This window comes from Methylobacterium sp. Leaf361, assembly GCF_001424445.1.
Taxonomy (GTDB): domain Bacteria; phylum Pseudomonadota; class Alphaproteobacteria; order Rhizobiales; family Beijerinckiaceae; genus Methylobacterium.
Map to the genome: position 1 here is coordinate 15,515 of NZ_LMPY01000020.1, position 26,343 is coordinate 41,857.

Annotated in this window: 20 protein-coding genes and 1 pseudogene; 7 read left to right on the forward strand and 14 right to left on the reverse strand. The window is 65.1% G+C overall.

What is annotated here, in order from left to right; all coding sequences use genetic code 11:
- Window positions 1-322 precede the first annotated feature (322 nt).
- Genes ASG32_RS14980 through ASG32_RS14990 form a run of 3 tightly spaced genes read left to right on the forward strand, consistent with a single transcriptional unit; the run spans window position 323 to window position 3,289 of the window.
- A complete protein-coding gene (locus ASG32_RS14980) occupies window positions 323-2,077 on the forward strand; it encodes an FUSC family protein (RefSeq protein WP_244491971.1) in 1,755 nt (584 codons plus the stop codon).
- Window positions 2,074-2,289 (forward strand): DUF1656 domain-containing protein, encoded by a 216-nt coding sequence (locus ASG32_RS14985; RefSeq protein WP_056527498.1) that lies wholly within the window; start codon window positions 2,074-2,076, stop codon window positions 2,287-2,289. Before ASG32_RS14980 ends, ASG32_RS14985 begins: the two co-directional genes overlap by 4 nt.
- A 49-nt stretch (window positions 2,290-2,338) precedes the next feature.
- Window positions 2,339-3,289 (forward strand): HlyD family secretion protein, encoded by a 951-nt coding sequence (locus ASG32_RS14990; RefSeq protein ID WP_244491972.1) that lies wholly within the window; start codon window positions 2,339-2,341, stop codon window positions 3,287-3,289.
- A gap of 787 nt (window positions 3,290-4,076) precedes the next feature.
- Here ASG32_RS14990 and ASG32_RS34510 read toward each other — a convergent pair.
- From ASG32_RS34510 to ASG32_RS15055, 14 genes are all read right to left on the reverse strand, one after another.
- Window positions 4,077-4,589 carry a hypothetical protein gene (locus tag ASG32_RS34510; protein ID WP_056527504.1) on the reverse strand — a complete coding sequence of 171 codons (513 nt, stop codon included), beginning with the start codon at window positions 4,587-4,589 and terminating at the stop codon, window positions 4,077-4,079.
- A gap of 113 nt (window positions 4,590-4,702) precedes the next feature.
- Window positions 4,703-5,143 carry an FUSC family protein gene (locus tag ASG32_RS15000; protein ID WP_244491974.1) on the reverse strand — a complete coding sequence of 147 codons (441 nt, stop codon included), beginning with the start codon at window positions 5,141-5,143 and terminating at the stop codon, window positions 4,703-4,705.
- Window positions 5,144-5,331: 188 nt separating this feature from the next.
- Window positions 5,332-6,885: an MFS transporter gene (locus ASG32_RS15005; protein ID WP_056527510.1), complete on the reverse strand. Its 1,554-nt coding sequence runs from the start codon at window positions 6,883-6,885 to the stop codon at window positions 5,332-5,334.
- Window positions 6,882-8,468: an efflux transporter outer membrane subunit gene (locus ASG32_RS15010; RefSeq protein ID WP_056527513.1), complete on the reverse strand. Its 1,587-nt coding sequence runs from the start codon at window positions 8,466-8,468 to the stop codon at window positions 6,882-6,884. The genes ASG32_RS15005 and ASG32_RS15010 overlap by 4 nt, the downstream gene beginning before the upstream one ends.
- Window positions 8,465-9,496, reverse strand: a complete 1,032-nt coding sequence (locus ASG32_RS15015; protein ID WP_199866125.1) for an HlyD family secretion protein — start codon at window positions 9,494-9,496, stop codon at window positions 8,465-8,467. The genes ASG32_RS15010 and ASG32_RS15015 overlap by 4 nt, the downstream gene beginning before the upstream one ends.
- A 358-nt stretch (window positions 9,497-9,854) precedes the next feature.
- Window positions 9,855-10,706, reverse strand: a complete 852-nt coding sequence (locus tag ASG32_RS33910) for a hypothetical protein (RefSeq protein ID WP_157861977.1) — start codon at window positions 10,704-10,706, stop codon at window positions 9,855-9,857.
- Window positions 10,707-10,840: 134 nt separating this feature from the next.
- The gene (locus ASG32_RS15025; RefSeq protein ID WP_244491976.1) at window positions 10,841-11,848 is read right to left on the reverse strand and encodes a transporter; all 1,008 of its coding nucleotides are present in this window, start codon (window positions 11,846-11,848) and stop codon (window positions 10,841-10,843) included.
- A 348-nt stretch (window positions 11,849-12,196) separates the two neighbouring features.
- Window positions 12,197-12,820 (reverse strand): hypothetical protein, encoded by a 624-nt coding sequence (locus ASG32_RS15030; protein ID WP_056527522.1) that lies wholly within the window; start codon window positions 12,818-12,820, stop codon window positions 12,197-12,199.
- A gap of 39 nt (window positions 12,821-12,859) precedes the next feature.
- The gene (locus tag ASG32_RS35115) at window positions 12,860-13,090 is read right to left on the reverse strand and encodes a hypothetical protein (RefSeq protein ID WP_082557897.1); all 231 of its coding nucleotides are present in this window, start codon (window positions 13,088-13,090) and stop codon (window positions 12,860-12,862) included.
- A 34-nt stretch (window positions 13,091-13,124) separates the two neighbouring features.
- Window positions 13,125-13,424 carry a hypothetical protein gene (locus ASG32_RS15035; protein ID WP_056527525.1) on the reverse strand — a complete coding sequence of 100 codons (300 nt, stop codon included), beginning with the start codon at window positions 13,422-13,424 and terminating at the stop codon, window positions 13,125-13,127.
- 9 nt (window positions 13,425-13,433) lie between these two features.
- Window positions 13,434-14,660 carry an efflux RND transporter periplasmic adaptor subunit gene (locus ASG32_RS15040; protein WP_056527528.1) on the reverse strand — a complete coding sequence of 409 codons (1,227 nt, stop codon included), beginning with the start codon at window positions 14,658-14,660 and terminating at the stop codon, window positions 13,434-13,436.
- A complete protein-coding gene (locus ASG32_RS15045) occupies window positions 14,657-17,842 on the reverse strand; it encodes an efflux RND transporter permease subunit (protein ID WP_056527531.1) in 3,186 nt (1,061 codons plus the stop codon). The genes ASG32_RS15040 and ASG32_RS15045 overlap by 4 nt, the downstream gene beginning before the upstream one ends.
- Before the next feature lie 58 nt (window positions 17,843-17,900).
- Window positions 17,901-18,737: an alpha/beta hydrolase gene (locus ASG32_RS15050; protein ID WP_056527534.1), complete on the reverse strand. Its 837-nt coding sequence runs from the start codon at window positions 18,735-18,737 to the stop codon at window positions 17,901-17,903.
- A gap of 32 nt (window positions 18,738-18,769) precedes the next feature.
- Window positions 18,770-19,243, reverse strand: coding sequence for a nuclear transport factor 2 family protein (locus ASG32_RS15055; protein ID WP_056527537.1), 474 nt, complete (start codon window positions 19,241-19,243; stop codon window positions 18,770-18,772).
- Between the two features lie 949 nt (window positions 19,244-20,192).
- Here ASG32_RS15055 and ASG32_RS15060 point away from each other — a divergent pair.
- From ASG32_RS15060 to cydB, 4 genes and pseudogenes are all read left to right on the forward strand, one after another.
- Window positions 20,193-21,451: pseudogene (locus ASG32_RS15060) on the forward strand (cupin domain-containing protein).
- 96 nt (window positions 21,452-21,547) lie between these two features.
- Window positions 21,548-23,836, forward strand: a complete 2,289-nt coding sequence (locus tag ASG32_RS15065) for an FdhF/YdeP family oxidoreductase (protein ID WP_056527540.1) — start codon at window positions 21,548-21,550, stop codon at window positions 23,834-23,836.
- 2 nt (window positions 23,837-23,838) lie between these two features.
- A complete protein-coding gene (locus ASG32_RS15070; protein ID WP_082557898.1) occupies window positions 23,839-25,257 on the forward strand; it encodes a cytochrome ubiquinol oxidase subunit I in 1,419 nt (472 codons plus the stop codon).
- Window positions 25,258-25,259: 2 nt separating this feature from the next.
- Window positions 25,260-26,333: a cytochrome d ubiquinol oxidase subunit II gene (cydB, locus tag ASG32_RS15075; protein ID WP_056527545.1), complete on the forward strand. Its 1,074-nt coding sequence runs from the start codon at window positions 25,260-25,262 to the stop codon at window positions 26,331-26,333.
- Window positions 26,334-26,343: the final 10 nt, after the last annotated feature.

Consider the following 26,343-nt stretch of genomic DNA (forward strand, 5'->3'; position numbering starts at 1 on the left):
CGGACGATTGAAGAGGCGCGGGCGGAGGGCAATCAGGCGCAACTTCGCCTAGTGCCCGGCGCGTCATCATCGCAGGCGGGCCCGGCTCGAACAATCATAGAAATCTATGATCCCTTGAGGCATCGAAGCGAAGTATTCACGTGCAGTGAAGCGGCTAGGGTACGCCCTCGACGGCTTTCGGTGCGGCAGCTCCGGCTGCCGACGTCTGAAGTGGAGATCGGATCGGCGAGTGCCTCAACTCCTCCCTTCGGAGATCGGAAGCACTTGGCGGGTTGCCGGAAGGCAGCTCTGCGCTCTCGCCTTCTCTTGGCCTCGAGAAGCCGTGGAAGCGGTCCGGATCGCGCTGACCGTCATCGTAGCCATCTGGCTGGCGATGTGGTTCGAGTTGACGTTACCTCACTGGGCGGCCGTGACCGTCATATCCGTCAGTCTCACCACCCGGGCGGCTTCACTGCAGAAGAGCCTCTGGTACGCCGCTGGCTCCATCGTCGGCGTCGTGGTCGCGATCGCCTTGGTGGCCAACTTCGCCCAGGCGACGCTCGCCTACGACGTGGCCTTCGCGCTGTGGCTCGGCCTGCTCACGGCGGCCTCCAGCATCGAGAGCGGCCAGAGGTCCTACGGCTTCGCCTTGATGGGCTATACCGTGCCCATCGTCGCCCTCGGTTCAGTCCAGAATCCGAATGCCGTCTTCGAAACCGGAATCGACCGCCTCGCGACCATCCTGCTCGGCATCGCGTGCGCCTACGTCTCCAGCGTCCTTGTGGCGCCCGGCGTGCCTGCGGTCAGTCGAAGGCTCGCGGACCGGATGCAGACGGTCGTGGACGTCTGCGCGGGATGGGTAGGGGCGGTCAGGAGGGGCGACGATCCGGGACAGATGCCCGCGAAGGAGGTCCTATCGCTCGACGATGCGGCGCGGGACGCATTCGCCGAGCATCCGTCGCTCCGTTGGGGCGGTCGGGCTGTCCGGAACGCGGCACCGCGGCTGCGATGGGCGCTCGCCGCCGAATTGCTCCGAAGGCGCCTGGGCGATGCGCAAGGGCCATCGCCGGCGATCCTCATCGGCGACGACGGTACCAAAGCTCACATGCAGATCGCACGCGTTTGGGTCGCGGCGCGCCTCCTGAGACAAGGCGCTCGGATCGGCCGTCGGCCGGCCGCACTACCGCTGCATCTGCTGCTCTGGAACGATTATGACTGGGACGGCTACCACGCGATCAAGAACGGCATCCGTACCGCGGCCACCGTCTCGCTGCTGAACGCCTTCTGGTACGCGACAGGCTGGATCTACGGTTCCGACGCCGTGACCTGGGCAGCAGTACTGTCGGCGCTCGCTGCCTCGCATCTGGATCCGGCCGGGGACGCGCGCAACTTCCTCATCGGCGCTCTGTTGGCGGCGGTCGTCGGCATCGTCGTCCGCTACACGCTACTGACAATGACCGGCGAGTTCATTCTGCTCGCCGCCGTCCTGCTGCCGATCGGAGTCCTGGCCGCGCTCGGTCGGTCCGACCCGCGTGCGCCGGCAGGCGGCGCCTTCGGATTCTTCGTGATTGCCGTCATAGAGCCGACGAACGTCATGACCTACGATCTGGCGGCCTCGCTGAATCAGGTCGTGGCGGAACTGCTCGGCATCTGGGTGACGGTGGTCGCCTTCACCACCCTCGTGCCGCCGATCGACGGGACCACCCTGCGCAGACGAGCACACCGGCGGCTCTTGGCAGGGGTGCGCCGCGCCGCCGTCCGGAACCCGCTGCTCCTTCCGCCGCCGGACCGCTGGCTTGCGCGGACCTTCGGTCGACTCGCCCTCGTCCAGCAGGATGCAGAGGCCGCCCGAGATTGCGAAACGCTGCTGCTCGTCGGGCTTCTGACTCTGGCTCTTCGGACAGCAGATGCCCAGACGGGTCGAGAGATTGGCCGCATCGTCCTGAGGGCGCTCGCACGAGGGCCGTCCGACACAGGCTTGTCCGGACGGTTGCGCGTGATGGCCGACCGACCGGACCTTCCAGCGCTGGAAGCGGCGCGCATCGGCGTCCTGGCGATCCTGATAGCGGATCTGGGGAGACAGGAGAGGACGACGTGATTGGCCTTCAGGCTGTCGACCTGCTCGGCGTGTTTGTCGAGCCCGCGGTGATCTGCCTGGTGGCCGCGCTCGTGGCGACCGTCGGTCTACGCCGGATCCTGAACCGGATCGGTATCAACCGCTTCGTCCACAACCGTGCCCTGTTCGACCTCGCCATCCTGATCGCCATGACCTCGCTGTTCATCCTCGCGCTGCGCCGCTCGGGACGCTGAAGCCGTGCCATCGACACAGCCGAACCTCCGCACTTGGCAGCCGCCCGCGGTGTTCAACTTCGTCGCGACACTGATCACCCTGGGGGCTGCGCTCGGCCTCGCGTACTTGGCCTACCTCTACTATCTCTACACGCCCTGGACCCGGGACGGCCGCGTGCGAGTCTACACCGTGCAGGTCGCCCCCGAGGTCTCCGGCACGGTCGTGCGGCTCGCCGTCAAGGACAACCAGTTCGTCCACAAGGGGGACGTCCTGTTCGAGATCGACCCCGGCACATTCCGCAACGCGGTCACGCAGGCCGAGGGCGCGCTTGAGGCCGCACAGGCGCAAGCAGGCTATCTGGGCGGCATCGCCGATCGTACCGGCAGGCTCGACGACCTCGCCACGACACCGCAGCAGAAGCAGACGACCCGGGGGCAGGCGGATGCCGCGAACGCCACGATCCTCCAGAGGCAGGGCGCGCTCGCACAAGCGCGGCTGAACCTGGAACGCACAACGCTTCGTTCGACTGTGAACGGCTGGGTGACGAACCTTCTCCTTCAGGAGGGCGGCTTCGCCGCAACAGGGCAGTCGGCCATGACGTTGGTGAACGCCGACAGCTTCTGGATCGAGGGCTACTTCGAGGAGACGCAGTTGCCACGGATCGCCGATGGAGATGTAGCGCGTATCGCCTTGATGGCGTGGCCGGACAAACTGATCCGCGGGCATGTCACGGGGCTCGGACGGGGCATCAGCGTCAGCAACGCGGCCCCGGGTGTCCAGGGACTGCCGACCGTCGATCCGGTATTCACCTGGGTGCGGCTTGCCCAGAGAGTACCGATCCGGATCGAGCTCGACGACGTGCCCTGTCCGATCGTGATCGCCGCGGGCATGACGGCGAACGTCTCGATCCTCGACGCAAAGGCTCCCGATGATGCGACATCGGACAGGCCCTTGAGGGTCGGATCGGAAGCTGGGTTTCCTTGCGAACGAAAGCCGGCGGCGCGAAGAGATCAGCGGTAGCTCAATGCTATTAGGCCTGCTGGATTTCTTGCATGCGCGTCTCAATGTCAGCCAGGCCATTATTTAAAAAGGCGAGATCGATTTGTATTTGTCACATATATTAGGGAGACTCGCTGATGAACTTGTGCTAGTCAGAAGCGGTCGGTCCTCTTCCGACCTCCACGCTCGCCTGTCGGAGCCCGATCAGTCGGTGGGCGAGCGTGGATGCACAACCAGTGATGTCTCCCCGGCTTAAAAGCTGGGGCTTCCATGCCCGGACGGGCACGGCGTCTCACATCCGAGACGGGCAATATTTCGCGCGGCGTTCTGGTCGCGGTCATGTTCCGCGCCACACTCGCCGCACGTCCATCGCCTGATCGCAAGCCCTGCGCGACCCTTTGGGCCGCTGATGCAGCCACAGGCCGAGCAGGTTTGAGTTGTATAGGCTTCATCGACTTCGGCGTAGGCTACCCCTGCGTGATCGCATTTGTATCGGAGGTAGTCGCGCAGCATCGACCATCCAGCATCGAGCACGCTTTTTGCCATACGGGTCTTTGCCATTGCCGAGGCCGAGACGTTCCCGACCGTGATCTTGCAGGCGCGATCCACCGGCGCCCGCGAGAACTTGTGGAGGCTGTCCTTTCTCCGATTGGCGATCTTGGCGTGGAGGGTCCGAACCTGCCGGTTGCGCTTCCTGCGCTGCGCCTCGGCCAGGTTCAGTTCCAGGTCGCGATAGAACCGGGCCTGTTCAAGCTCCGGACCATCTGAGCACGTCGCAACGGACTTCAGCCCGAGATCGATACCGACCTCAGCCCGGCCCGTGCTCTGACTGCGCTCGACCTCGCAGACGAGATTGCAGTACTATCGACCGCGCGTCCTGCGAGAAACTGTCTGACTTGATCCGGCCTTCGGCTGCCCTGTGCAGCCAGAGCTTGAATGGCATACCGCGGAGCAGGGCCGTCGCGCCGTCGAGCGCGATGTCTTGGTTTGTGAATGGCACCCACCCGAGTGCGCTCTTCGGCCCGCGGCTGGCGCGCCAGCGCAGCTTCGGCCGCCGAACCGCCCTCCGCTTGATCAGGAACTCGTCAACGACTTCTTGCACCACCTGCGACGGCAGACCGAGGAGCTGTCCACTTCCCTTGGTCAGGTCGCGAAGCTGCTTCTTCGTCGCCCAGAGCGTGCCGCGCTCGACAGACCAGGCGCTGATCTCGTTCGCGTAGTTCCAGACCCTGTTCACCGCGTTGGCGAGAGCAGTCAGCCGCTTGCCGCTTGTCGCGTCCTTGACGCGGTAGCTGAAGGTCTTGAGCACAAGGTCGGTCACGTCGTGATCCTAAATGAGAACAGAGCGCGAACTAAGGCCGCGGTGATCGCGGTTCACGCCGCGAGTGCGCCTACATCCTCTCCCTGGAGGGAGAGGGATTGGCGCGCGTTCTGCTAAACGCTGATCCCCAGGCGCCGGTTGACGGCCGTGACGACCCAGACCGTCCCGATCGCCGCACAGGTCCCCCATCCCACCTCGAAGAGGCGCGAGACCAGCATCTGCTCCGGAGTCCCGACGTGCGGTACCAGGAGGATGATCGTGGCGGTCGTGGCGGAGAGACGCGCCGCGGTGGCGACGTTGGCCAGCCAACAGGCCAGGACCGCGAACAGAATCGCCGCCGCGTAGGTCGCGATGCCGGATCCGACCATGAGGTAGGTGCTCACGCCCGCGATCCCGCCGATGGCGGCGCCGATGAACTGGTCGCGCGCCACGGACTGGGCCGCCCGCATCTCGGTCTGCGCCACCGCGACGGCGGTGAGGGCGGCCCAGAACCCCTCCTTGAAGCCGATCGCCTGCGTCGGCAGGTAGGCGAGAAGGGCGGCGACGGCGGACATCAGACCATGCGCCGTGCCACGCGTGAACCGCAGCGCGAGCGGCATCTGTTTGCGCAAGCCCGCGAGCTGACCGGCGAGCCAGCCGATACGAGCGTCATCGGACGCGGCCTCGCGTGCGGCCTCGGCTCGCAAGCCCATCTTCTCTTGATCAGACAGCCCCATCGGTTCGATCGTGCCTTGATCTTGTATCACCGGCGCTCCGCGAAGAGCAGACGCGGTGGAAGCGTGCGCTCGGGAAGTACGAGGACCAGCAGCATCATGGCGAAGGTCAGAACGAGAAGAATGCGGAACGTGTCGGCGATCGTGAGGATCTCGACCTGCTGACGCACAGCGTCCGCGAAGTCGGTCAAACTGCCGGGGGCACGGGGCGACCCGTCCGCACGTAGCGGCGGCGGGTGCTGCGGCAGGACGCCCGCGCCCTGGATCGAGCGCCAGCGATCGAGGCCGAGCTGGTCGACGATGCGCTCGGAGTGGAGGTTGCCGCGCAGCCGCTGGATCAGGTCGAGCAGCCAAACGGCGACGACTTCGGCGACCGACCGTGGGAAGTTCACCAATGCCGAGAGGTAAGGCGATTCCTCCTTCGATCGGACCGTGTTCGTCGTCATCATCAGCAACGGAATGATCACCATCGCCTGACCGACCGACTGCAGAGCCTGCCACAGGTAGAACTGGTCGCGGTTCCAGTAGATGGTGACGTACGAGCACCCGAGGCACGACGCGGCCATCAGAGAGAGCCCCACGAGGCTCACGAGCCGCGCGTCGACGATGCGGTTATCGAGCAGCGGCGCCATTGCCGGGAGCAGGACGAGCTGAGACAGGGCGATCGTCAGGGCGATCGTTTGAGCCTGGAGCGGCCGCATCCCGCCGACCTCGGTCAGGAACTGCATGGGCACCGGACCGGCCGCGGACGCGATGACGACGAAGAGGAATAGACCGAACGTGCCGTAGGCGCAGTTGCGGCGGCCCAGCATCTGGAGCTTGATGAAGGGCAGCGGGTGAAACCACTCGTTGACAAGCAGGAGCGGGATGCAGACTGCGCTGACCAGGGCGAGAACACAGATCGTCTCGGAGTTGAACCAGTCCAGGCGATTGCCCTGGTAGAGCATCGTGGTCAGCGAGCCGATCCCGATCGCGATCAGGATCAGGGCGCGCCAGTCGAACTGCCGGAACCGCTCATATTTCGGATCGTCCGGCGGGACGCCGTACCAGACCAGGAGAGCTCCGAGCGTGCAGAGCGGCAGCCCCTGGTAGTACGGAAGCGGCCAGTGGACCACGTCGGACCAGAAGGCGCTCACGGTGGGCGCGAAGGCCGGAACGAACGTCGCCGTTAGCGCGTATACGGCCAATCCGTAGAGGCGGATCGGCGGCCCGAGGACGGCGAGCGCCGTGCTCATGAGGAGCGGGGTCATCAAGCCACCGGCGAAGCCCTGAAGGATCCGCAGGGCGTAGACCGCTTCGATGTTCGGGCTGAAGGGCAGCAGGGTGCTCGTCGTACCGACCAGAGCGATGACCGCGAGGGCCCAGCGCCGGAGGGTGAACGTCACCATGAACCACGCCGACACGGCCATGCCGACGGGCTGCGCCGACAGGTAGAGGCTGTCGATCCACGTGCCCGCGTCGTGGCCGATCTTCAGCGCGCCGCGGATGTCGGCCAGCGCGAGCGCGGTGACCTGATCGTTGGTGTCGCCGGCCATCACGGCGACCAGCACGCCGAGGAGCCCGAGCAGAGGTCTGACGGTCATCGTGGTGCCGTCCCACCGGGGCGCAGGTCCACGGCTTCGCTCGCCAGACCGTCGAGCAACGTCGGGATGGCGAACGGGGGACCGGTAGACGACGAGCGCGAGACCCCAGCGGACGTGTCGACAATGTCCCAGCCGCCACCCAGCGCGCGGTAGAGCCGCACGAGCGTCGTCGTAGTCTGCACTTCGGCCTCGGCGAGGTCGTTCTGGCTCTGGAGCAGCTGACCGAGGACCGTGTTGACGTTGAGGAAGTCCGAGGCACCCTCCGTGTAGCGCTGCCGGGCGCTCGTCAGGGCGATCTGGTTCTGCGTAACCGCCTCGGCGAGCCGCGCGCGGCGCTGCTGGATGTGGACGTAGGCGGTGCGCGCGTCGTCCACCTGCCGCCACGCCGTCAGAACCGCTTTCTGGAACGACACGGCCGCCTCGCGGCCCTCGGATTCGCGCAGCTCGAGGTTCGCCTTGAGCCGTCCACCCTCGAAAATCGGGATCGTCACCGACGGACCGACCTGCCACGCCGTCGAGGCGAGATTAAACAGCCGCCCAAGCGTCAACGACTGGACGTCGACCATACCGATCAGCGACACGCTCGGATAGAAGCTGGCGACGGCGACACCGGTCCGGGCGACCGCCGCCCGCAATCGCGCCTCGGCCTCACGCACGTCCGGGCGCCGGCCAAGCAGGCTCACGGGCAGGCCGATCGGGATGGAGCGCGGCACGCGCGGCAGCGACTTCGCCGGCCGCAGCACGGCTTCCAACGCACGCGGCTCCTCACCGAGTAGCATACCGATCGCGTTTATGAGTTCGGCCTGTTGCGCGAGCAACGGCGGGATGCCCGCCGCTATGGTCGCCTGCTGCGCCCGGGCCTGCGCGACGTCGAGGGTGTTGGCTACACCGTTGGCGAAGCGGCTCTGCACCAGTACGACGTCCTGCTCCGCAAGCGACAGATTGCGTCGGGCAATGGCGAGTCGAGCCTGCACGCCCCGAAGGCTCAGGTAGCCTTCGGCGAGGTCGCCGAGCGCCGCCAGCGCTATTCCGTGCCGGGCCTCGATGGCCACCAGCGTCTCGGCGTCGGCCGCTTCCAGGGCATGTCGGACGCGGCCGAAGAAGTCGAGTTCCCAGGATGCGGTCAGCCCTTCCGCGTAGAGCCAGTAGTCGAGCTGCGCGCCGGGCGCCTTCTGGGACAGGCCGAGAGGGCCGTTGGGGCTCTGCCGATTGTAGGTCTCCTGGGATACGCCCTCGATCTTCGGGAGGCCCTGCGCCGCGGTGATCCGGATCCGCGCCTCGCTCTGCAGCACGCGCTCGTAGGCGGTCCGAAGATCGAGGTTCTGTGTCCCGAGGCGATCGACCAGAGACACGAGCAGGGGATCGCGGAACCCCCGCCACCACCGATGGTCGACGGAGTCGCTCTGCACGGTCGGGCTCGATGCCACCGGCTCCGGCCCCCAGCGCTCGGGCACGTGCACGATCGGCGGTTGATAGACGGGCCCGACGACACAGCCGGAGAGACACGTCAGGCTCGACAACGCAATGCTCGACATTACGAGCGCCCGGCAAAGTCTGATGCCACTCGGCCGCGGCATGGTCATCGCCCCGTCACCGCGCGTGGGTCGTGGGCCTGCTCGGCGACCACGTCTTCGAGTCCGGTGTGGACGGTGGTCTCGACAGAAAAACCGACGCGCAGCAGCTTCGCCAACGGTTGATCCGCGTCGAGGACGATCCTCACCGGCAGTCGCTGCACGATCTTGGTGAAGTTGCCCGTCGCGTTGTTGGGGGCGATGGGTGCGAACGAGGCTCCACTGGCGGCGGGGATCGCATTGACCCGACCGCGCAGGTCGATGTCGTAGGCGTCGACGTGGATCGTCACCGGCTGCCCGGTGCGCATATGGATCAGATCGACCTCGCGGTAGTTGGCCTCGATGTAGACCTGCTGCAGGGGCACCACGGTCATCAGCGTCGCACCGGGCGCCACCACGTTGCCGACCTGAACCGAGCGGGCGGCCACCATGCCGTCGATGGGAGCCACGATGCGGGAGTAGCCGAGATTGAGCTTGGCTTGCCCGAGCCGCGCTCTGTCCGCCTTGATCGCCGCTTCCGACGCAGATTGCTGCTTTCTCAGAACCTCGAGCTGCCGCCTGTTCGCGTCGAGCTGCGCCTGCGCGCTGCGCAGGGCGGCCCGACTAGCTTTCAGCGTCGTATCGGCCTGCTGCCGCTGCTGGCCGGTCCCGGCCCCTGAGGTTGCAAGGTTTTCGTAGCGGCGTGCGTCGGCCTCCGCGAAGCCGAGGCGCGCTTGCGCGGCGTCAACCTCGGCCGCGGCCTGCTCGATTAGCGCCGGCTGGCGGTCGATGGTGGCGCCGATGTCTCCGGACTGGGCTTGATCGCGCTCGACCTGCGCCTCCGCGGCGGCGACCGCCGTCTCGTAGTCGCGCGGGTCGAGCACCGCGAGCACGTCGCCGGCCTTTACGAGGTCGTTGTCGTCTACTCTGACGTCGGCAATCTGTCCCGAAACCCGCGGGGCGATCGTCGCATAGTGCGCGCGCACGTAGGCATCATCGGTCCACACGTCCGGCCTGGGCTTAAAGATGACCCACAGCACGCCACCGACGAAGACGACCACGATTACGCCGGCTAAAAGGAACGGCCAGCGCGCAGTGCGCTTACCACCCTCCGGCTCACGCGATCCCTCAGTGGATCCTGAGGCTTGCTCCTCGGGCAACGTCCGCTTGACCTATCCTGTAACGATGCCGCCAAACCGCGCAACGATCCCGGCTCTCGCCGGGTTGGCGGTTCTCAAACGACGCACTCGATCACTGCATCGGAGCCTTCAACTTACAGAAGTGACGAAGTACAACCACAGCCAGCCGTTCGGCGATTGTGGATCGGCTTATCTTTCTGCTGCCGTGTAGCGCGTCAGTCACGGCATCTTGTCGTGCATGGAGTAGCTCTCCGGGCGGAGCGATATCGGGGCCAGCCACCTAGAACTTCAGACCACTGGTGAGCTCGGTCGGAAATTGAAGCTCGATGCCGGTGAAGATCTGAAAGGCGGGTGCTCCCACGCCGGACTTGTACACGGACGGTTGAGCTTCGATGTAGGTGTTGAGCGTGTAGCCGTTCTCGAGCTGAATGACCTTACCGAGACCGAAGCCGACCGGGATGTACGAGGTATGATTGCCTGTATTGAAGCGCATGATGCCGGATGATCTGAGATACCACGAATCCTTCAGGTTGATGAAGATGTTCGGTTGAACCGTGATGAGCTGCGCGTCCGGTCCCGATAGCGTATGTTGATACGTCGCCAATACGCCAAGGAGGCCCCAGGGTTGTGGGGCGACGATGACGCCCGCAGCTCCAGCTTGAACCCTGGAAGGGCCGAGGTTCGGACTGGTGTGGGTGACCGGGGCGATGAGGGGACCTATGCCGAGCGTGACTTTCTCCGGGAGCCCGAAATCGAACTTCCCGAGAGAAAAGTTGTAGATCTGCATGTCGCCCAAGCCGGTGCGCTGTCCTCTCGTGGCCGTTGGATTGGTGGTGATGGGCGGTATGATATGGAAATGTTGTTGTACGTCGCCGATCTTGAACGGGATCAGGATCCGACCTAAGCCGTTCTCGGCAGTTCCGTCTAAGTTATTCAGGACCGGGGAGTAGTAGTTCCAGTATTCTAGCGTGAAACGTGGCTCTACGGGATTGTTGGCGGAATTTGCGCCGCCACTCGATCTCTCATCGCCGCTCGCTTGATCAGCTGTCGAGATGTCACCAGCTGCAAAGGCCAAATTTGCGAACAGAAGCCACGTGCATAATGTCAATAGGAATGATGATGCTGATTTCATGAAGCGCTCCAGTCGTACATCTAACGCTTGCGATGAAAAGAGCGATTTACGCAATTAATCTGCGAAAAATCGAGATTAGATGTGCGCGAATGATTCAAAGATCCTGCGATCATTCGATCATATGCCGAAAAAATCTATGGCTTGCTGATCAGCGGTTCTAGATCTGCGCGAGCCTTGGGCGCGGTGTAGAGGGTCGTACTGATCCGGAACCAACCGTCGGTCTGGTAGGCTTCGCGGCCGCGTGTATCGACCGCTCGGGTCGCGACGTCGCGTGCGACATAGAACTGGAGCTTGAACGCGCCGAAGTCGTAGCCGACCAAGCCGCCGAGCGCGAAGCGTCCCGATCGGACGTACTGATTGCCGCCGAGCATGATGTCTCGAGTGCTCACAGGTAGATCGGTGGTGCCGTAGCCGATGGCGCCGATCTCGAACTTGTCGAAGGTCTTCGTGGCCGTGAGGTCGAGATTGAGGCCATCCGCGATCGTCACCGGCCCGATGGCGCGGCCGACGGCCCCGCCGAACTGGCCGACGGCATCCACTGGAAAGTTGTGGGTGAGCGCTGCCGCGAGCGTCCAACCGTCGCCGGTGTAGTTGGCGACTACTTCGTTGCGGATGACCGTCGAGGCGAGCTGATTAAGGGTGTAGGCCCCGTTCGGCCGCCCGTTGCCGAACGATCCCGTGAACGTCGAGCCGCGGTTGGCGTCAAGGTCGTTGAGGTAGGCGCCGACGATGTAGCTGACGCCGACATGGTTGCCGAGGTCCCAGGCAAAGATGCTGCCGACGAATGTCCCGACATTCCAGCTGATGTCCCTATTCGGCACACCGGCTGGATTATTCGTGTTCTGGAAGAAGGTCGGTGTGGCCAGAACTGGCTCGATCCGCGCGCCCAGCACCTTCCAGGGCGTGGACCAGAGTAGGATCGGGATGTTGACGCCGACCTGGGACTGATCCGGGCCGTCCAGGCGATGCCAGTTGAAGGTGCTGAGCGCGTAGACGCCCTCCGGAGCCGGCGCGAAAGAAAGGCCGACCTGTTCGCCCGGCACGGTGACCGATTGTGCGAGAGCTGCCGCCGAGCAGGAAACAAGGAGCAACCCGGCCAAGCCGAAGGAGCGTGCCGTGTTCGACATGATGTACCCCCGCATGATCGAGCATCGACTGGGCCGCCGGCTTGAGCCGGTCTGATCGAGAACCAGTTCGATCGTGTATGAAGGACCCCGCAGGCTGATGGCCTGCGGGGCAAGGTTGAGTCTTCGGGAAGAAATCCACCTCGGCGGGGGTTGAGGGCGAGGAGAACCCGACGAGGTTGACGAGCGGACTGGCCGCCTGGTGCGGGATAGTTTCAGGCAGATCCGATGTGGGCAATCATAGAAATCTATGATCCCAATTCGTGTCGAAATCTGATACAGGCCGACACTTCGACGACTGCGAAGCTGCTCCGCTTCACGAGGCTGAAAGATCGTCCTTCGCGATCCGACGAATGCCCGTCGGCCTCAGGCTCGATCGCCGTGGATCAGGCCGCCGTTCCAGACGAAGGCGGCCTCGCTCGTCACCTGCTCCGCCGTCAGAGCCGGGAAGCAGATGTCCGCGAACTCGCCGTCGTAGCCAACATAGTCCGCCATCGAGGCGAGCGTGCCTGTACCCTTCACAGGAAAGAAGCTCGTCGGTTCCGCATAATCGTAGACCATCATGAACCGCCCGGTCGTCTCGGTGCCGTCGGGCAGCACGACGCCAGGCGGGCAGGCGGTCCAAGTGTGGGGGATCCCTTCGGGGATGTCGACGAGGGTACCGTCGGGTATGACGTAGATCTCGCCGTTGAGCTCCACGAGGCCGACTCCGCCCGTCACCAGGATGCGCTCGGCCAGGAGACGCCGATCTTCGTCCCGCTCGGCCATCGTCACGTGCACGTGTCGCGGCAGGCGAAGCTCGTGATGAAAGGGGATGAAGCCGAACTGCCCGCGCGCGCTCGTCGGCTTTGGATAGGTGCCACCGGGGTAAAGCTCGTGCATGACGAGCGGAATGGCCTTAAATGGGCTCTTCACGTTGGCGGCGCTTCCATGCGTGATCCGGCAACCATTGGAGAGCGCGAAGCCGATCGGCGGGATGGCGTTGGTCATAGTTCGTATCTCAGCTTCGACACTGTGGTCGGGACGCCGCTACCAGCCGCCCTGCATCATCCGGCAGTAGCCCGGCGCGACGTGCCGATATCCGGCCGGACAGTGCCGGACGCATGCTCCGGCGGCGTACTTGAGCGGGGGGCGGCAGGCGTGTTTGAATCGCTTCTGACCGAACAGGTAGGATTGGGCCGGACCCTGCGCTTCCGCAGATGTCGAAGCAGCGACGAGCCCGGCGAGGATCAGAACGGTGCATGTCAGACGGGTGTGCATCGGCGTTCTCCGTGATCGGAAGGTTTTCGGCGAGTTACGGCTTAAGGCAGCTCAGCAGGGCGACGTAGCTCGGCGGTCCACCGATCTGGTTCTCCGCGAGGCACTCCCGGCGGCGCTTTTCGTCAAAGCCGGACCATTGCTGCGCGACCTGTGTGCGCGCCTGAGTCTCGTCCGCGATGCAGCTCTTGTCAGCATTCGTGCCCGGGATCAGGTTCGGAACCCCGCGGCAGATCGCCTCGATGTCGTAGCGTGGCGCTTCGTCGGCGGAGGCGACGGTGCCCGTCAGGACGGTGACCATTAGGGCGGGACTGATAAGCTTGCCGACGATCGGCATGATGGCCTCCTAGCGCGTCGCAGTTGACGTCTTCGACGAATGTTCCGGAGTCGGAGAAGCCGAAGGCTTCTGGCCGTTCTGGTAGCCGGCCGCACCCGGAACGACCTTCACGGACTGACCGTCCAGAAGGCCCAGCGACGGATCGGAGACGATCCTGTCCGTCGGCTTCAGGCCAGACGTCACCTGCGCGGTCAGGCCTAGATTGCGTCCGAGCGTCACCTTCCGCAGGCGCACGCGATCGTCCCCTTCGACTACCGCCACCTGCATGCCTTCCGACCGGAACAGAAGTGCCTGCGAAGGCACGACCAGGATTCCTGGGTTGTTCGGGAAGGTCATCGTCACATCGACGAAGGCACCCGGGACCAGCGTGCCGTCGGGATGTTCGATCTCGAACTCGGTCACGATCGTGCGCGTCGACTGCACGACCTTGCCGGCCTGGGCCAGGAACTTTACGGGGACAGCGGCGGCGGTGCCGCCTGGCAATCTGACCTCGGCGGTGAGCCCCGGCTTCAGGATCCTGGCAAACGCCTGCGGTACCGAGACGAATACACGCAGCTTGTGAATGTCCGCCACGGCGTAGGGTGGCAGCTCCTGCTTGTTCGCGGTCGACTGGCCGCCCTCGCCGTCGATGTAGTCGCCGACGTTGATCCGCCGTGCCGTGACGATCCCGGCGAAGGGTGCCTTCAGATCCTTGAAGCCGAGCTTGGCCTTGTAGTTGTCGACCTCCTGCTGCGCGGCCGCCACGTCTGCCTTGGCGGCGAGGGCGGTTGCGTTCTTGTCGTCGATCTGCTGCTGCGCGATGTCGGCCGTGCCAGTCAACTGGTTGTAGCGGCTGGCCGTCAACGCCGCGATGTTGTACTGTGCCTGGGCTACCCTGAGCTTGGCCAAGCTCTGCTGATACTGGGCGTCGAGCGTCGGCGTTTCGATCGAGGCCAGGACCTCGCCGGCGGAAACGCCGGCGCCGTAGTCCTTGAACCAGTTCTTCACGTAGCCGCTCACCTGCCCGAAGATCTGCGCCTCGTTCCAAGCCTCGATCTGTCCCGGTAGCGTCAAGCTCTGAGTCGGCGACCCGTGCTGTGGCGACACGACCGAGACGCGTGGAACCGCCGTATCCGTGGCGCGGGTCTGCAGGTGCTCCAAGGCCGTGCGACGCATCCAGACGCCGTAGCCGGCGAAGCCGAGCGCCGTCACGGCGCCGATGCCAACCACGATGCGGAACGTCCGTCCGGTGCTCATGGGTTCTCCTGTGGGGAAGACTTGCCGCGATGCAGGAGCGTGAACACGCACGGCACGAAGACCAGGGTGGTCACCGTCGCGACGATCAGTCCTCCGATCACCGCCCGGCCCAGTGGTGCGTTGGTCGTGTTGGACATCGACATCGGGATCATGCCGACGACCATCGCGATGGCGGTCATCAGCACAGGCCTGATGCGCTCGTAGGCCGCTTCGGTCGCGGCCAGAGCCGCGTTCCCATGTTCGGCCAAACGGTCGCGGGCGAAAGCCACCACCAGGATCGTGTTCGCCGTCGCCGTGCCCATGCACATGATCGCGCCGGTCAGGGCTGGAACGGACAGACTCGTATCGGTCAGGAACAGGTCCCACACGACGCCGGCGAGGGCGGCCGGCAGAGCCGAGATCACGATGAACGGGTCAAGCCAGGACTGGAAGTTGACGACGATGACGAGGTAGATCAGCACGATCGAGAGGCCGAGGCCGGCAATCAGCTGGGTGTAGGCCGAGAACATGGTGGCCGACTGTCCGCGGACGGCGACGGTCGCTCCGTGCGGCAGGTCGGATGCGAGGCCGTCGATCGCCGCCTGGATGTCCCGACTCACGCCGCCGAGATCGCGCCCCTCTGTGGTGGCGTAAATGTCGATCACCGGCATAATGTCGTAATGCGAGACCACGCCCGGTGTCCCCGTCGGGTCGATCGACGAGAGCGCCCCGACGATCTGCGGCTCCCGATTGTCGGGATTGCCGTTGCCTTGATCGACCGGGATCGTCTGGAGGTCGTTGATGTCCTCGACTTCGTTCTGCGGAGTCTGCACGTTGACGAGGTGGGCGATGCCGGTCTTCTTATCGAGCCAATAGGTCGGCGCCGTCTGGCCGCTGCCCGACAGAGTCGCCAGAGTGTTGCGGGCGATGTCGGACTCCGTCGTCCCCGTCCCCAAGGCGAGGCTGCGGCGTGAAGCGACGCGGAGCCAGGGCTGCCCCATGATCTGCTGGATGCGCACGTCCGCGCTGCCGGCGATCTGCTGAATGCGGCCCGCAAGCTTCGTCGCGTAGGCGAAGTTCGCCTCGAGGTCGCGACCGTTGATCTGGACGTCGATCGGCGAGGGCAGGCCGAAGTTCAGGATCTGGGCGGTGATGTCGCCCGGCAGGAAGCTGAACGTGGTCCCGGGGAACCTCTCGCGTAAACCGTCGCGCAGTACGACCCGGTAGTGGGCCACGGGCGAGGCTTGATCGGCGAGCGAGATCGTGAAGTCGCAGTCCTGCGAGCCGACGGTGCCTGTGGCTCCATAGGCGAGGTTGATGCCGCTGATGGGCAGGCCGCAATTGGCCTGCACGCCGGTCACCTGACCGGGTGGCAGGATGTCCCGGATGGCCTGATCGACGAGCACCGCGTCCTTGGCCGAGACCTCGATGCGCGTACCGGCAGGAAAGCGGGCGTGGAGGCTCATCTCGCCCGATTTGATGCCGGGGAAGAAGTCCTGTCCGATGACGATAGCCAGACCTAGGGACGCAAGCGCTGCGCACAGATACAGGGCGACGAACATCCGCGGTGCGGCCACCAATCCCTGCAGGAAGTCGCGGTGAGCGCTCCGGAGACGCTCGAACCGCGCGTCGAAGCCCTTCTGCAGCCGCGTGAACGCGCCAGGTCGAGCACCGCTTTGAAGAGCTGCCTGCTGCGCCTTGATCTGGCCGCGCAGCAGAAAGTTCGCCATCGTCGGCGTCAGGGTTCGCGACAGGATGAAGGATGCGATCATCGCGAAGATGACCGCTTCGGCCAGCGGCAGGAACAGGTACCCGGCGATGCCGCCGAGTTGGAGCAGCGGCAGCCAGACGATGCAGATGCAGGTCGTCGACACGAAGGTCGGCACGACGATCTGATTTGCCGCCGCCACGATCGCGTCGGTGAGCTCGACCGGTCCGCCGTCCTTCTCGGCGTGTTCGAGATGGGCGCTGATGTTCTCGATCATCACGGTGGCGTCGTCGACTAGGATGCCGACAGCCAACGCCAAGCCACCGAGCGTCATCACGTTGATGTCCTGCCCGACCCAGGACAACGCTACGATGGAACTCAAGATCGAGAGCGGGATCGATGTCGCCACAATCAGAGTCGAGCGCCAGCTGCCGATGAAGACCAGCACTGCGGTGCCGGCGAGCAGCGCGGCGGTGACCATCTCCTGGACGACGTCGGCGATCGAGGCCCGGACGAAACTCGACGCGTCGTTGAGCGGCTTGATCGAGACTCCCGCAGGAAGTGTCTTGAGGAGGCCCGGCAGCTTGGCCTTGACTCCCGCGACCACGGCGAGCGTGGAGGCATCGCCAGTCTTCAGGACCTCGATGAGCACGGACTGCTTGCCCGCCACGACCACGATGTTCTGCTGGGGCAGGCCGCCGCGATGGACGTAGGCGACATCCCGCAGGTAGACGACAGCGTTGCCGACCTGTTTGATCGGCAGGTCGTTGAAGGTGGCGATCTCGACCGGCGTCGAGTTGGTGAAGACCATGTAGTCGATGGGCCCGATCTTCTGGTCGCCGGCGGGCAGGACGATGTTCTGGGCAGCCAGGGCGGTACCCACGTCAGCGGCGCTGAGGCCGTGGGCGAGCAGCTTGGCCTGATCGAGGTCGACCTGGACCACCTCCTGCGTGCCGCCGTAGGGGGCGGGGAGGGCGACGCCCGGCACCGATACCAGCGCGGGACGGATGACGTTCGATGCGAGGTCGTAGATCTCGCTTGAGGTCATGTTCTCGGCCGACACCTGAAGATCGAGGACCGGGACGGACGAGGCGTCGTAGACCAGGATGCTCGGCGGCGTGCTGCCGGCTGGGACGACCTTCAGGATGGTCTGGGATGCCGCCGTGACCTGCGCCTGAGCGGCTGCGATGTCGGTTCCCGGCTGGAAAAAGATCTTGACGACACCGCTGCCATAGTAGGACTGGCTTTCGATGTGCTCGATGCCGTTCACGGTCGTCGTAAGGGTGCGCTCGTAGTAGTAGATGATCCGCCCGGACATGTCTTCAGGAAGCAAGCCCGTATAGGTCCACACCGCCGCGACGACGGGGATCTTGATAGGCGGAAAGATGTCGGTCGCGGTCCTGTAGATGGCCAGCGCGCCGAACAGCAGGATTAGGATCGCCAGTACCACGAACGTGTAAGGCCGGCGTAAAGCGACCAGGACGATGGCGTTCATGCCGTCGTCCTCCAGATGTTCGAACAGTGGGATGGCGACGAGTGCGTCATGGCCGCCGTCAGCTTCGCAGGAAGGCGAGAAGGTCCGGATTGATGACGTCGGCGTGGACCGTCGTCATGCCGTGCGAAAAGCCAGGGTAGGTCTTCAGCGTGCCGTTCCGAACGTACTGGACCGAGAGCCGACCGGCGGCATCGATCGGCACCACCTGATCGTCCTCGCCATGCAGGACGAGGGTCGGAATGGCCATCGACTTCAGGTCCTCGGTCTGATCAGTCTCCGAGAACGCCTTGATGCACTCGTATTGCGCCTTGGCGCTGCCGGACATGCCCTGGCGCCACCAGTTCTCGACCACGCCTCGGGACAGCTGCGCGCCGGGGCGATTGAAGCCGTAGAAGGGTCCGGAGGCGACGTCGACGTAGAACTGCGCCCGGTTGGCTGCGAGCGCGGCTCGGAAGCCGTCGAATACCGCGAGCGGCGTGCCGGCGGGATTGGAGGCTGTCCGCAACATCAGGGGCGGCACCGAACTGATCAGGACGGCCTTCGCGACGCGGCCCTGGCGCTGGCCATGCTTGGCCACGTAGCGCGCGACCTCGCCGCCGCCGGTTGAATGCCCGATGTGGACGACATCGCGCAGATCGAGATGCTCGGCGACGGCCAGGGCGTCGATGGCATAGTGGTCCATGGTGTGACCATCGCTGACTTGGTCCGAGCGCCCGTGGCCGCGCCGATCATGGGCGACGACGCGGTAGCCGTTTTTCAGGAAGAACAGCATCTGGGTGTCCCAATCGTCGGAGGACAGCGGCCAGCCGTGATGGAACATGATCGGTTGAGCCGACTTCGGCCCCCAATCCTTGTAGTAGATCGCAGTCCCGTCCCGGGCGGTCGCGTACGACATAGAGCGGCTCCTGTCGTTCCCGATCCGAGGGGTCAAAGGCCGAGGTCGGAGAGGCCGGGATGGCCGTCGGGCCGCGGCCCCGAGCGATCCCAGTGGAATTTGCGTTCGCCCTCCCTGATCGGCAGGTCGTTGATGGAGGCGAGCCGCCGGGTCATCAACCCGTGATCGTCGAACTCCCAGTTCTCGTTCCCGTAGGAGCGGAACCAATTGCCCGTTGCGTCGTGCCACTCGTAAGCGAAGCGGACCGCGATGCGTGCATCGGTGAAGGCCCAGAGCTCCTTGATCAGCCGGTAGTCGAGTTCCTCCCGCCACTTGCGCGTTAGGAACGCGACGATCTCTGCGCGACCGTTGACGAACTCAGCTCGGTTCCGCCAGTGGCTATCGAGACTATATACGAGCGACACCCGCTCGGGATTGCAGGAGTTCCAACCGTCCTCCGCGCCGCGGATCTTCTGGATCGCGGTCTCGCGGGTGAACGGCGGAAGCGGGGGGCGGCTGTCGCTCATGCCAATGCCCTCTGCGTATCATAATCTTCAGGTGCCGCACGCCATGCCTATGCATGCGCAGGGCGGATGCGGCCGCGCTGCCCAACGGGCCCGCCGAATGGAACTAGTTCTTTGTCGCAGGAAGTCGCATCATAGATTTCTATGATATCTGGGTCCGACGATTTGGTGTATGCTGAAGGCGTCGGGACGAGTGTCGTCGCGGAGGACTATAGCATGAACAGAGTTCTATCGTGTTGCTAGTATAGGACCATTTGCGACTCATGAAGTGTTGGTTCTGCCGCCGATGAAGCTTTTGAGTATTATATATGTGATAGTTATATCGTCAATTTATGGATCAGTCTGGTGAATATTTGTTGTTATGAATTTTTTAAAGCCGATGGAGCGCTGTGGCTTTTCTGTGAAAGGCTCGTATCCGGCATACGCCGCAACAAACTCGTTCAGGCCAATTAACGAGGCGCAGCCCGCAGCCTGCTGCCGAGGCGGCCACTAGTCTTCAGGCCGCGGAAGTCACGTCATAGATTTCTATGATATCGGCTCATGAGGATTTGTCCTACCGGTCGATTCGCCAGATGCCATCCGCGGCGTGATGTGGATCTATTGCGGAGGTTTCTTCCGGCGGGGGCTGAATGTGTGGGGAGGATAATCACTCGGATATGGCGCTCGGTTCCCAAGGGTCGCGTCATAGATTTCTATGATATCGTTCTTCTCGGAATCGCCATAGCTATCGGTTCGTCGATCTCCGCGGAGACGACACTCGATACGACGAAGATGTACTTTATATCGATTCGAATGCGTGGACTCGTTGCTTGAGGAAACGCAATCGCGATCCGGCTATCAAGTGCATGAAGTCGCGGCCGGCAGGCCGATCCGCATCGCCATCACCGCTACCGGTGGAAGTCTCCGCCGCGGCGGACGTCGCGCATCAGCGACCGCAACGGGGATCAAGCGTATGGACGAGATGACGAGACGAAGCATTCTGGCCGCGGGCGGCGTCGCCGGCGTGGCGATGGCGGCGACCAACGCCATGGCGGCGTCCTATGGCAATCCCGACGAGCCGCCTCAGGGCGCGATCAACGCCAAGGACAATCCTGGCAGCCTCACGATCCCGGGTCCGCACAACGACACCCTGTCCGGGCTGTTCCCGACCTCCATCAGCCCGCCCCCGACCGATGTCGGATCGATGCCGCAGTTTTGGGCGACGTTCAACAACGCCCAACGGCGCATCCAGAACGGCGGCTGGGCGCGTGAGGTCACGCAGGAGAACTTCCCGATCTCCACGACCATCGCCGGCGTCGACATGCGGCTGGCGGCCGGCGGCATCCGCGAGATGCACTGGCATCAGGCCGCCGAGTGGGCCTACGTGACCTACGGCACCTGCCGCATCACCATCCTCGACCCGAAGGGCCGCCCCTACGTGGCCGACGTCAGTGCGGGCGACCTCTGGTACTTCCCGGCCGGCTACCCGCACTCCCTGCAGGGTCTCGGCCCCGACGGGGCGCAGTTCCTCCTGTGCTTCGACGACGGAAACCAGACAGAGTTCGACACCCTGCTCCTGAACGAATGGTTCACGCACACGCCGCCGGATGTGCTGGCGTTGAACTTCGGCGTGCCGGCCGATACTTTTAAAAACATCCCCCTGCACGACCTGTACATCTTCCAGAGCCAGCTGCCCGGGGCGCTCTCAGCCGATCAGCAGGCCGCCCGTGGAGATCGGCGGGCGACCCGCCGTTCCCGTTCACCTTCAAGATGGCGAGCGGGCCGGTGACCAAGCAGACGAAGGGCGGGAAGGTTCAGGTCGTCGACAGCACGACCTTCAAGGCCGCGACGACCGTCGCCGCCGCCCTCGTCACCGTCAATCCCGGCGGAATGCGCGAGATGCACTGGCACCCGAACGCCGACGAGTGGCAGTACTATCTCAAGGGTAAAGCTCAGATGACCGTGTTCAACACGGGGCCAAAAGCTGCCACGACCAATTTCGGCCCTGGCGACATCGGCTACATTCAGAAGAACCTCGGGCACTACATCAAGAACGTCGGCGACGAGGATCTGGTCTTCCTCGAGGTGTTCCGCGCGCCCGAGTATCAGGACATCTCGTTGTCGGATTGGCTCACCCACACGCCGCCGCTGATGGTGACCTCGCACCTGAACATACCCGCGGACGTCATCAAGAAGTTCCCGCAGACGGACGTCGGCGTCGTGCCGGTCTGAGGGGGCAAACACAACTTCGCGGCGGCCGATCTTGCGCGGATCGGCCGCCGCACGCGCTGCCTGCCTTCCCGTCTTCGCCGGATTGGAGATCCACGCGTGTCGAAGTCCCGTATACGGCCCTATCACAGCCCGGCCGGCGGCTGGGGCTCGCTCGAGGCGACCGGACGGGCGCTCGCCGTCCAGGGCGTCGCCGCCTCCGGTACCGCCACGCTGCTGCGCATGAATCAGCCGCAGGGGTTCGACTGTCCGGGTTGCGCATGGCCCGACCCGAAGCACACCAGCAGCTTCGAGTTCTGCGAGAACGGCGCCAAGGCGATGGCGTGGGAGGCGACCGTAAAGCGCTGTACGCCTGAGGTGCTCGCCAAGCACACGGTCGCCGAGCTCACGACCTGGAACGACTATGACCTCGAGATGCTCGGCCGGCTCACCCATCCGATGCGCTACGATGCAGCCTGTGACCGGTACCTGCCTGTCTCCTGGGAGAACGCATTCGCCGACATCGCACAGATCCTGTCCGAATTCGACAACGCCGATCAGGCCGAATTCTACACCTCGGGGCGGGCCTCCAACGAGGCGGCGTTTCTGTTCCAGCTGTTCGCGCGGGCGTTCGGGACCAACAACTTTCCGGACTGCTCCAACATGTGCCACGAGCCGACCAGCGTCGGCCTGCCGCAGAGCCTTGGCGTCGGCAAGGGCACGGTCCTCTTGGAGGACTTCGACAAGGCCGATGCGATCCTGATCTTCGGTCAGAACCCCGGCACCAACAGCCCACGGATGATGACGCCCCTGCGCGACGCCGCCCGGCGCGGCGCGGCGATCCTGAGCTTCAACCCGTTCCGCGAACGCGCGCTGGAGCGCTTCCAGGCCCCGCAGAACCCGATCGAGATGCTGTCGCTGACCTCGACGCCGATCACGTCGCGGTTCTTCCAGGTCCGGGTCGGCGGCGATGCCGCCGCCCTCAAAGGCATGATGAAGGCCTGCATCGCGATGGACGATGCGGCCGTAGCCGCCGACGAGGCGCGCCTGCTCGACGTCAACTTCATCCAGGGCCACACGAAGGGCTACGAGGCCCTGGCCGAGGATCTGCGCGCGACGTCCTGGCCGGCGATCGAGCGCGCCTCCGGGCTGACGCAAGCTGAGCTCGAGGACGCCGCCCGGACCTACCTGCACGCCGAGAGCGCCATCCTGGTCTACGGGATGGGCCTTACCCAGCATCACCGCGGCACCGAGAACGTCCGCCTCCTCACAAACCTTGCTCTCCTACGCGGTAACGTCGGGCGTCCCGGCGCCGGGATCTGCCCGGTGCGCGGCCACTCGAACGTGCAGGGCAACCGCACGGTCGGCATCACCGAGAAGCCGACGACCGAGTTCCTCGACCGGCTGCGCGCCGCCTTCGGCTTCGAACCGCCGCGCCACCACGGCCACGACACCGTCCAGGCGATCGAGGCGATGCAGGCCGGCCGGATCCGTGCGTTCGTGGCGCTCGGCGGCAACTTCGCCACCGCGGTCCCCGACACGAACCTGAGCCAGCGCGTCATGCGCAATCTCGACCTGACGGTCACGATCTCGACCAAGCTCAACCGCGGCCACCTCGTCCACGGCCGGGAAGCCTACATCCTGCCCTGCCTCGCCCGCAGCGAGGTCGACGTCCAGGCGAGCGGACCGCAGTCGATCACCGTCGAGGACTCGATGTCGATGGTGCACGCCTCGGCCGGCCGCAACGCGCCGGCTTCCGAGCATCTGCTCAGCGAGAGCGCGATCGTGGCCGATCTCGCGCGGGCAACGCTCGGATCGAACCCGGACATCCCGTGGGAAGAACTGATCGCGGACTACGACCGCATCCGGGACGCCATCGAGGCGGTTTTCCCGATCTTCCAGGGCTACAACGCCCGCATCCGTGTTCCCGGCGGCTTCCACCTGACCTCGCTGGCGCGCGAGCGCATCTGGGCGACGCCGTCCGGCAAAGCCGAGTTCATCGTCTACGAGGGCCTGGACGAGGACCCGCATCAGGACGACCCGGAGGCGCTGTGGCTGACCACCATGCGCAGCCACGACCAGTACAACACCACCCTCTATAGCCACTCCGACCGGTACCGTGGCGTCTTCAACCAGCGCATGGTCGTGTTCATCAACGAGGCCGAGATGGACCGGCGCGGCCTCCACGCCGGCGAGCGCGTCGCCCTCGAGACGATCTCGACCGACGGCGTGGAGCGCTTGCTCAAGGGCTTCAAGGTCGTCCCCTACCGGCTGCCGGACGGCTGCTGCGGGGCCTACTACCCCGAGGCCAACCCGCTGGTGCCGCTCTACGCGCACGATCCGCAGAGCGGCACGCCCTCGTACAAGGCCGTGCCTGTCCGCATACGCCGCATGGCCCAGGGAGCCTGACCATGGACGCGCTCCTGCTCTCGCGCATCCAGTTCGCCTTCACGGTGGGCTTCCACATCCTGTGGCCGGCCTTCACGATCGGCATCGCCTCGTTCGTGGCCTGCCTCAGCTTCCTGACCTGGCGGACCGGCGATCCGGTCTACCGGGCCCTGATGCGCTTCTGGATCCGGATCTTCGCGCTGGGCTTCGGCATGGGCGTGATCACCGGGATCGTGCTCGGCTACCAGATCGGCACCAACTGGAGCGGGTTCTCGCGCTCGGTCAGCAACGTGCTCGGCCCGTTCTTCATGTACGAGGTGCTGTCGGCGTTCTTCCTCGAGGCCGGCTTCATCGGCATCGTGCTGTTCGGCGAGAAGCGGGTCGGGCCCGGGCTGCACTTCTTCGCCTGCCTGATGGTGGCGTGCGGCACGCTGATCAGTGCGGGCTGGATCCTGGCCTCGAACAGCTGGATGCAGACGCCGGCCGGCCACATCGTCGACAAGGACGGGATCTTCCACGTCACCGACTGGGCGGCGGCGTTCTTCAACCCGTCCTATCCGTACCGCCTGATGCACATGGTGTGCGCGAGCTACCTGACCGGCAGCTTCGTGGTGGCGGGCGTGTCTGCCTATCACCTCTGGCGCGGCACGCACGTGAAGGCCTCGCGGGTCGCCTTCTCGATGGCGATGTGGGCCTGCCTCGTCCTTGCGCCGCTGCAGGCGGTCCTCGGCGACGCACACGGCCGCAACACACTCGTGCACCAGCCGACCAAGGTCGCAGCCATGGAGGGGCTCTGGGACACCGGCCGTGCGGTGCCGAGTCTGATCTTCGCGTGGCCTGACATGACGCAGGCGCGCAACCTCTACGAGATCGCGGTGCCGATCAAAGGGTTCGCCAGCCTGTACCTGACGCACTCCTGGGACGGCGAGGTCCAGGGCCTGAAGGCGGTGCCGGCGGCAGATAGGCCCTACGTGCCGTTCGTGTTCTTCGCCTTCCGGATCATGGTCGGCATCGCGCTCCTGCTGATCGCGCTGGCCCTCACGGGCGCGTTCCTGCGCTGGCGCGGTCGGCTGTTCACGACGCGCTGGTTCCAGCTCGCCTGCATGGGCGCGACGCCGCTGGGCTTCCTCGCGATCGTGGCCGGCTGGACGGTGACGGAAACCGGGCGGCAGCCGTTCGTAGTCTACGGCCACCTGCGCACGGCGGACGCCGTGACCGTGCAGCCCGCGGGCGCGGTGCTGTCGTCGCTGATTCTGTTCTTCGTCGTCTACAACACGCTGCTGCTCGCCTTCTTCTGGTACGGCGCGCGGGTGGCGATGCGTGGCCCCGATCCGCTCTCGGACGAGCCCCCGAACGCGGTGCGCCCCGGCCTGGAACAGGCCGGGCCGTCCCTGGTCGGCGGCTCGCCCGCCTTCGCACGCACCCTAGCCCCCGGAGAGTAGTCGTGGATCTGCCCCTTCTCTTCGCGCTCGTGGCCGCCGGCGCGGTCGCCCTCTACGTCATCGCCGACGGATTCGACCTCGGTATCGGCATCCTGTTCCTGATCGCACCGCGGGACCGCGATCGCGACGTGATGATGCAGAGCGTCGCGCCGTTCTGGGACGGCAACGAGACCTGGCTGGTGCTCGGCGGCGCCGGCCTCTGGGCAGCTTTCCCGATGGCCTACTACGTGCTGCTGCCGGCCTTCTATCTGCCGATCATGGCGATGCTGTTCGCCCTGATCCTGCGCGGCATCTCGTTCGAGTTCCGGTTCCAAGCCACGCGCTTCCAGCGGGTCTGGGACTTCGCCTTCGCGGGCGGCTCCCTCGTAGCCGCCATCTGTCAGGGCCTGATCCTCGGCGGCTTCATCCAGGGCGTGGCGGTCGAAAACGACCAATTCGCCGGCGGCCCGTTCTCGTTCATCACGTTCCTGGGCCTGCTCTGTGCGGCCGGCATCGTCGGCGGCTACGCGCTGCTCGGGGCCGGCTGGCTGATCTGGCGCACCGAGGGGAAGACCCAGCTCTTCGCCCGCGAGGTCGCCCATGCCGCCCTCATCCTCGCGATGGCGATGATGGCGGTGGTCAGCGCCTGGACGGCCTTGACCGAGCCGCGGGTGGCGGCGCGCTGGTTCGCATGGCCGGGCAACCTGTGGCTCGACCTGTTCCCGCTCGCGGCCGTGGGCGTGGCCGTCCTGATCTGGCGCAGCCTGTGGACCGATCACGAGCACCGGCCGTTCGTGCTCGCCGTCGTGCTGTTCCTGCTCGGCTACGCTGGCCTCATCATCAGCATCTGGCCGAACGTCGTGCCCTACCACGCCACCATCTGGCAGGCAGCCGCAGACGAGGCGACCCTGAAGTTCGCACTCGTCGGGATCTTCGTCGTCCTACCGGCGGTGCTCGCCTACACGGTGCATGCCTACTGGGTGTTCCGCGGCAAGACCAACCTCGAAGACCACGGAGCCCATGGAGCAGATGCCGGAGCTTACGGGCATGCCGGTCAGAGGAACTCGGCGCTCAGCACCGACCTTCACTTTAGTTGAAATAGATCTT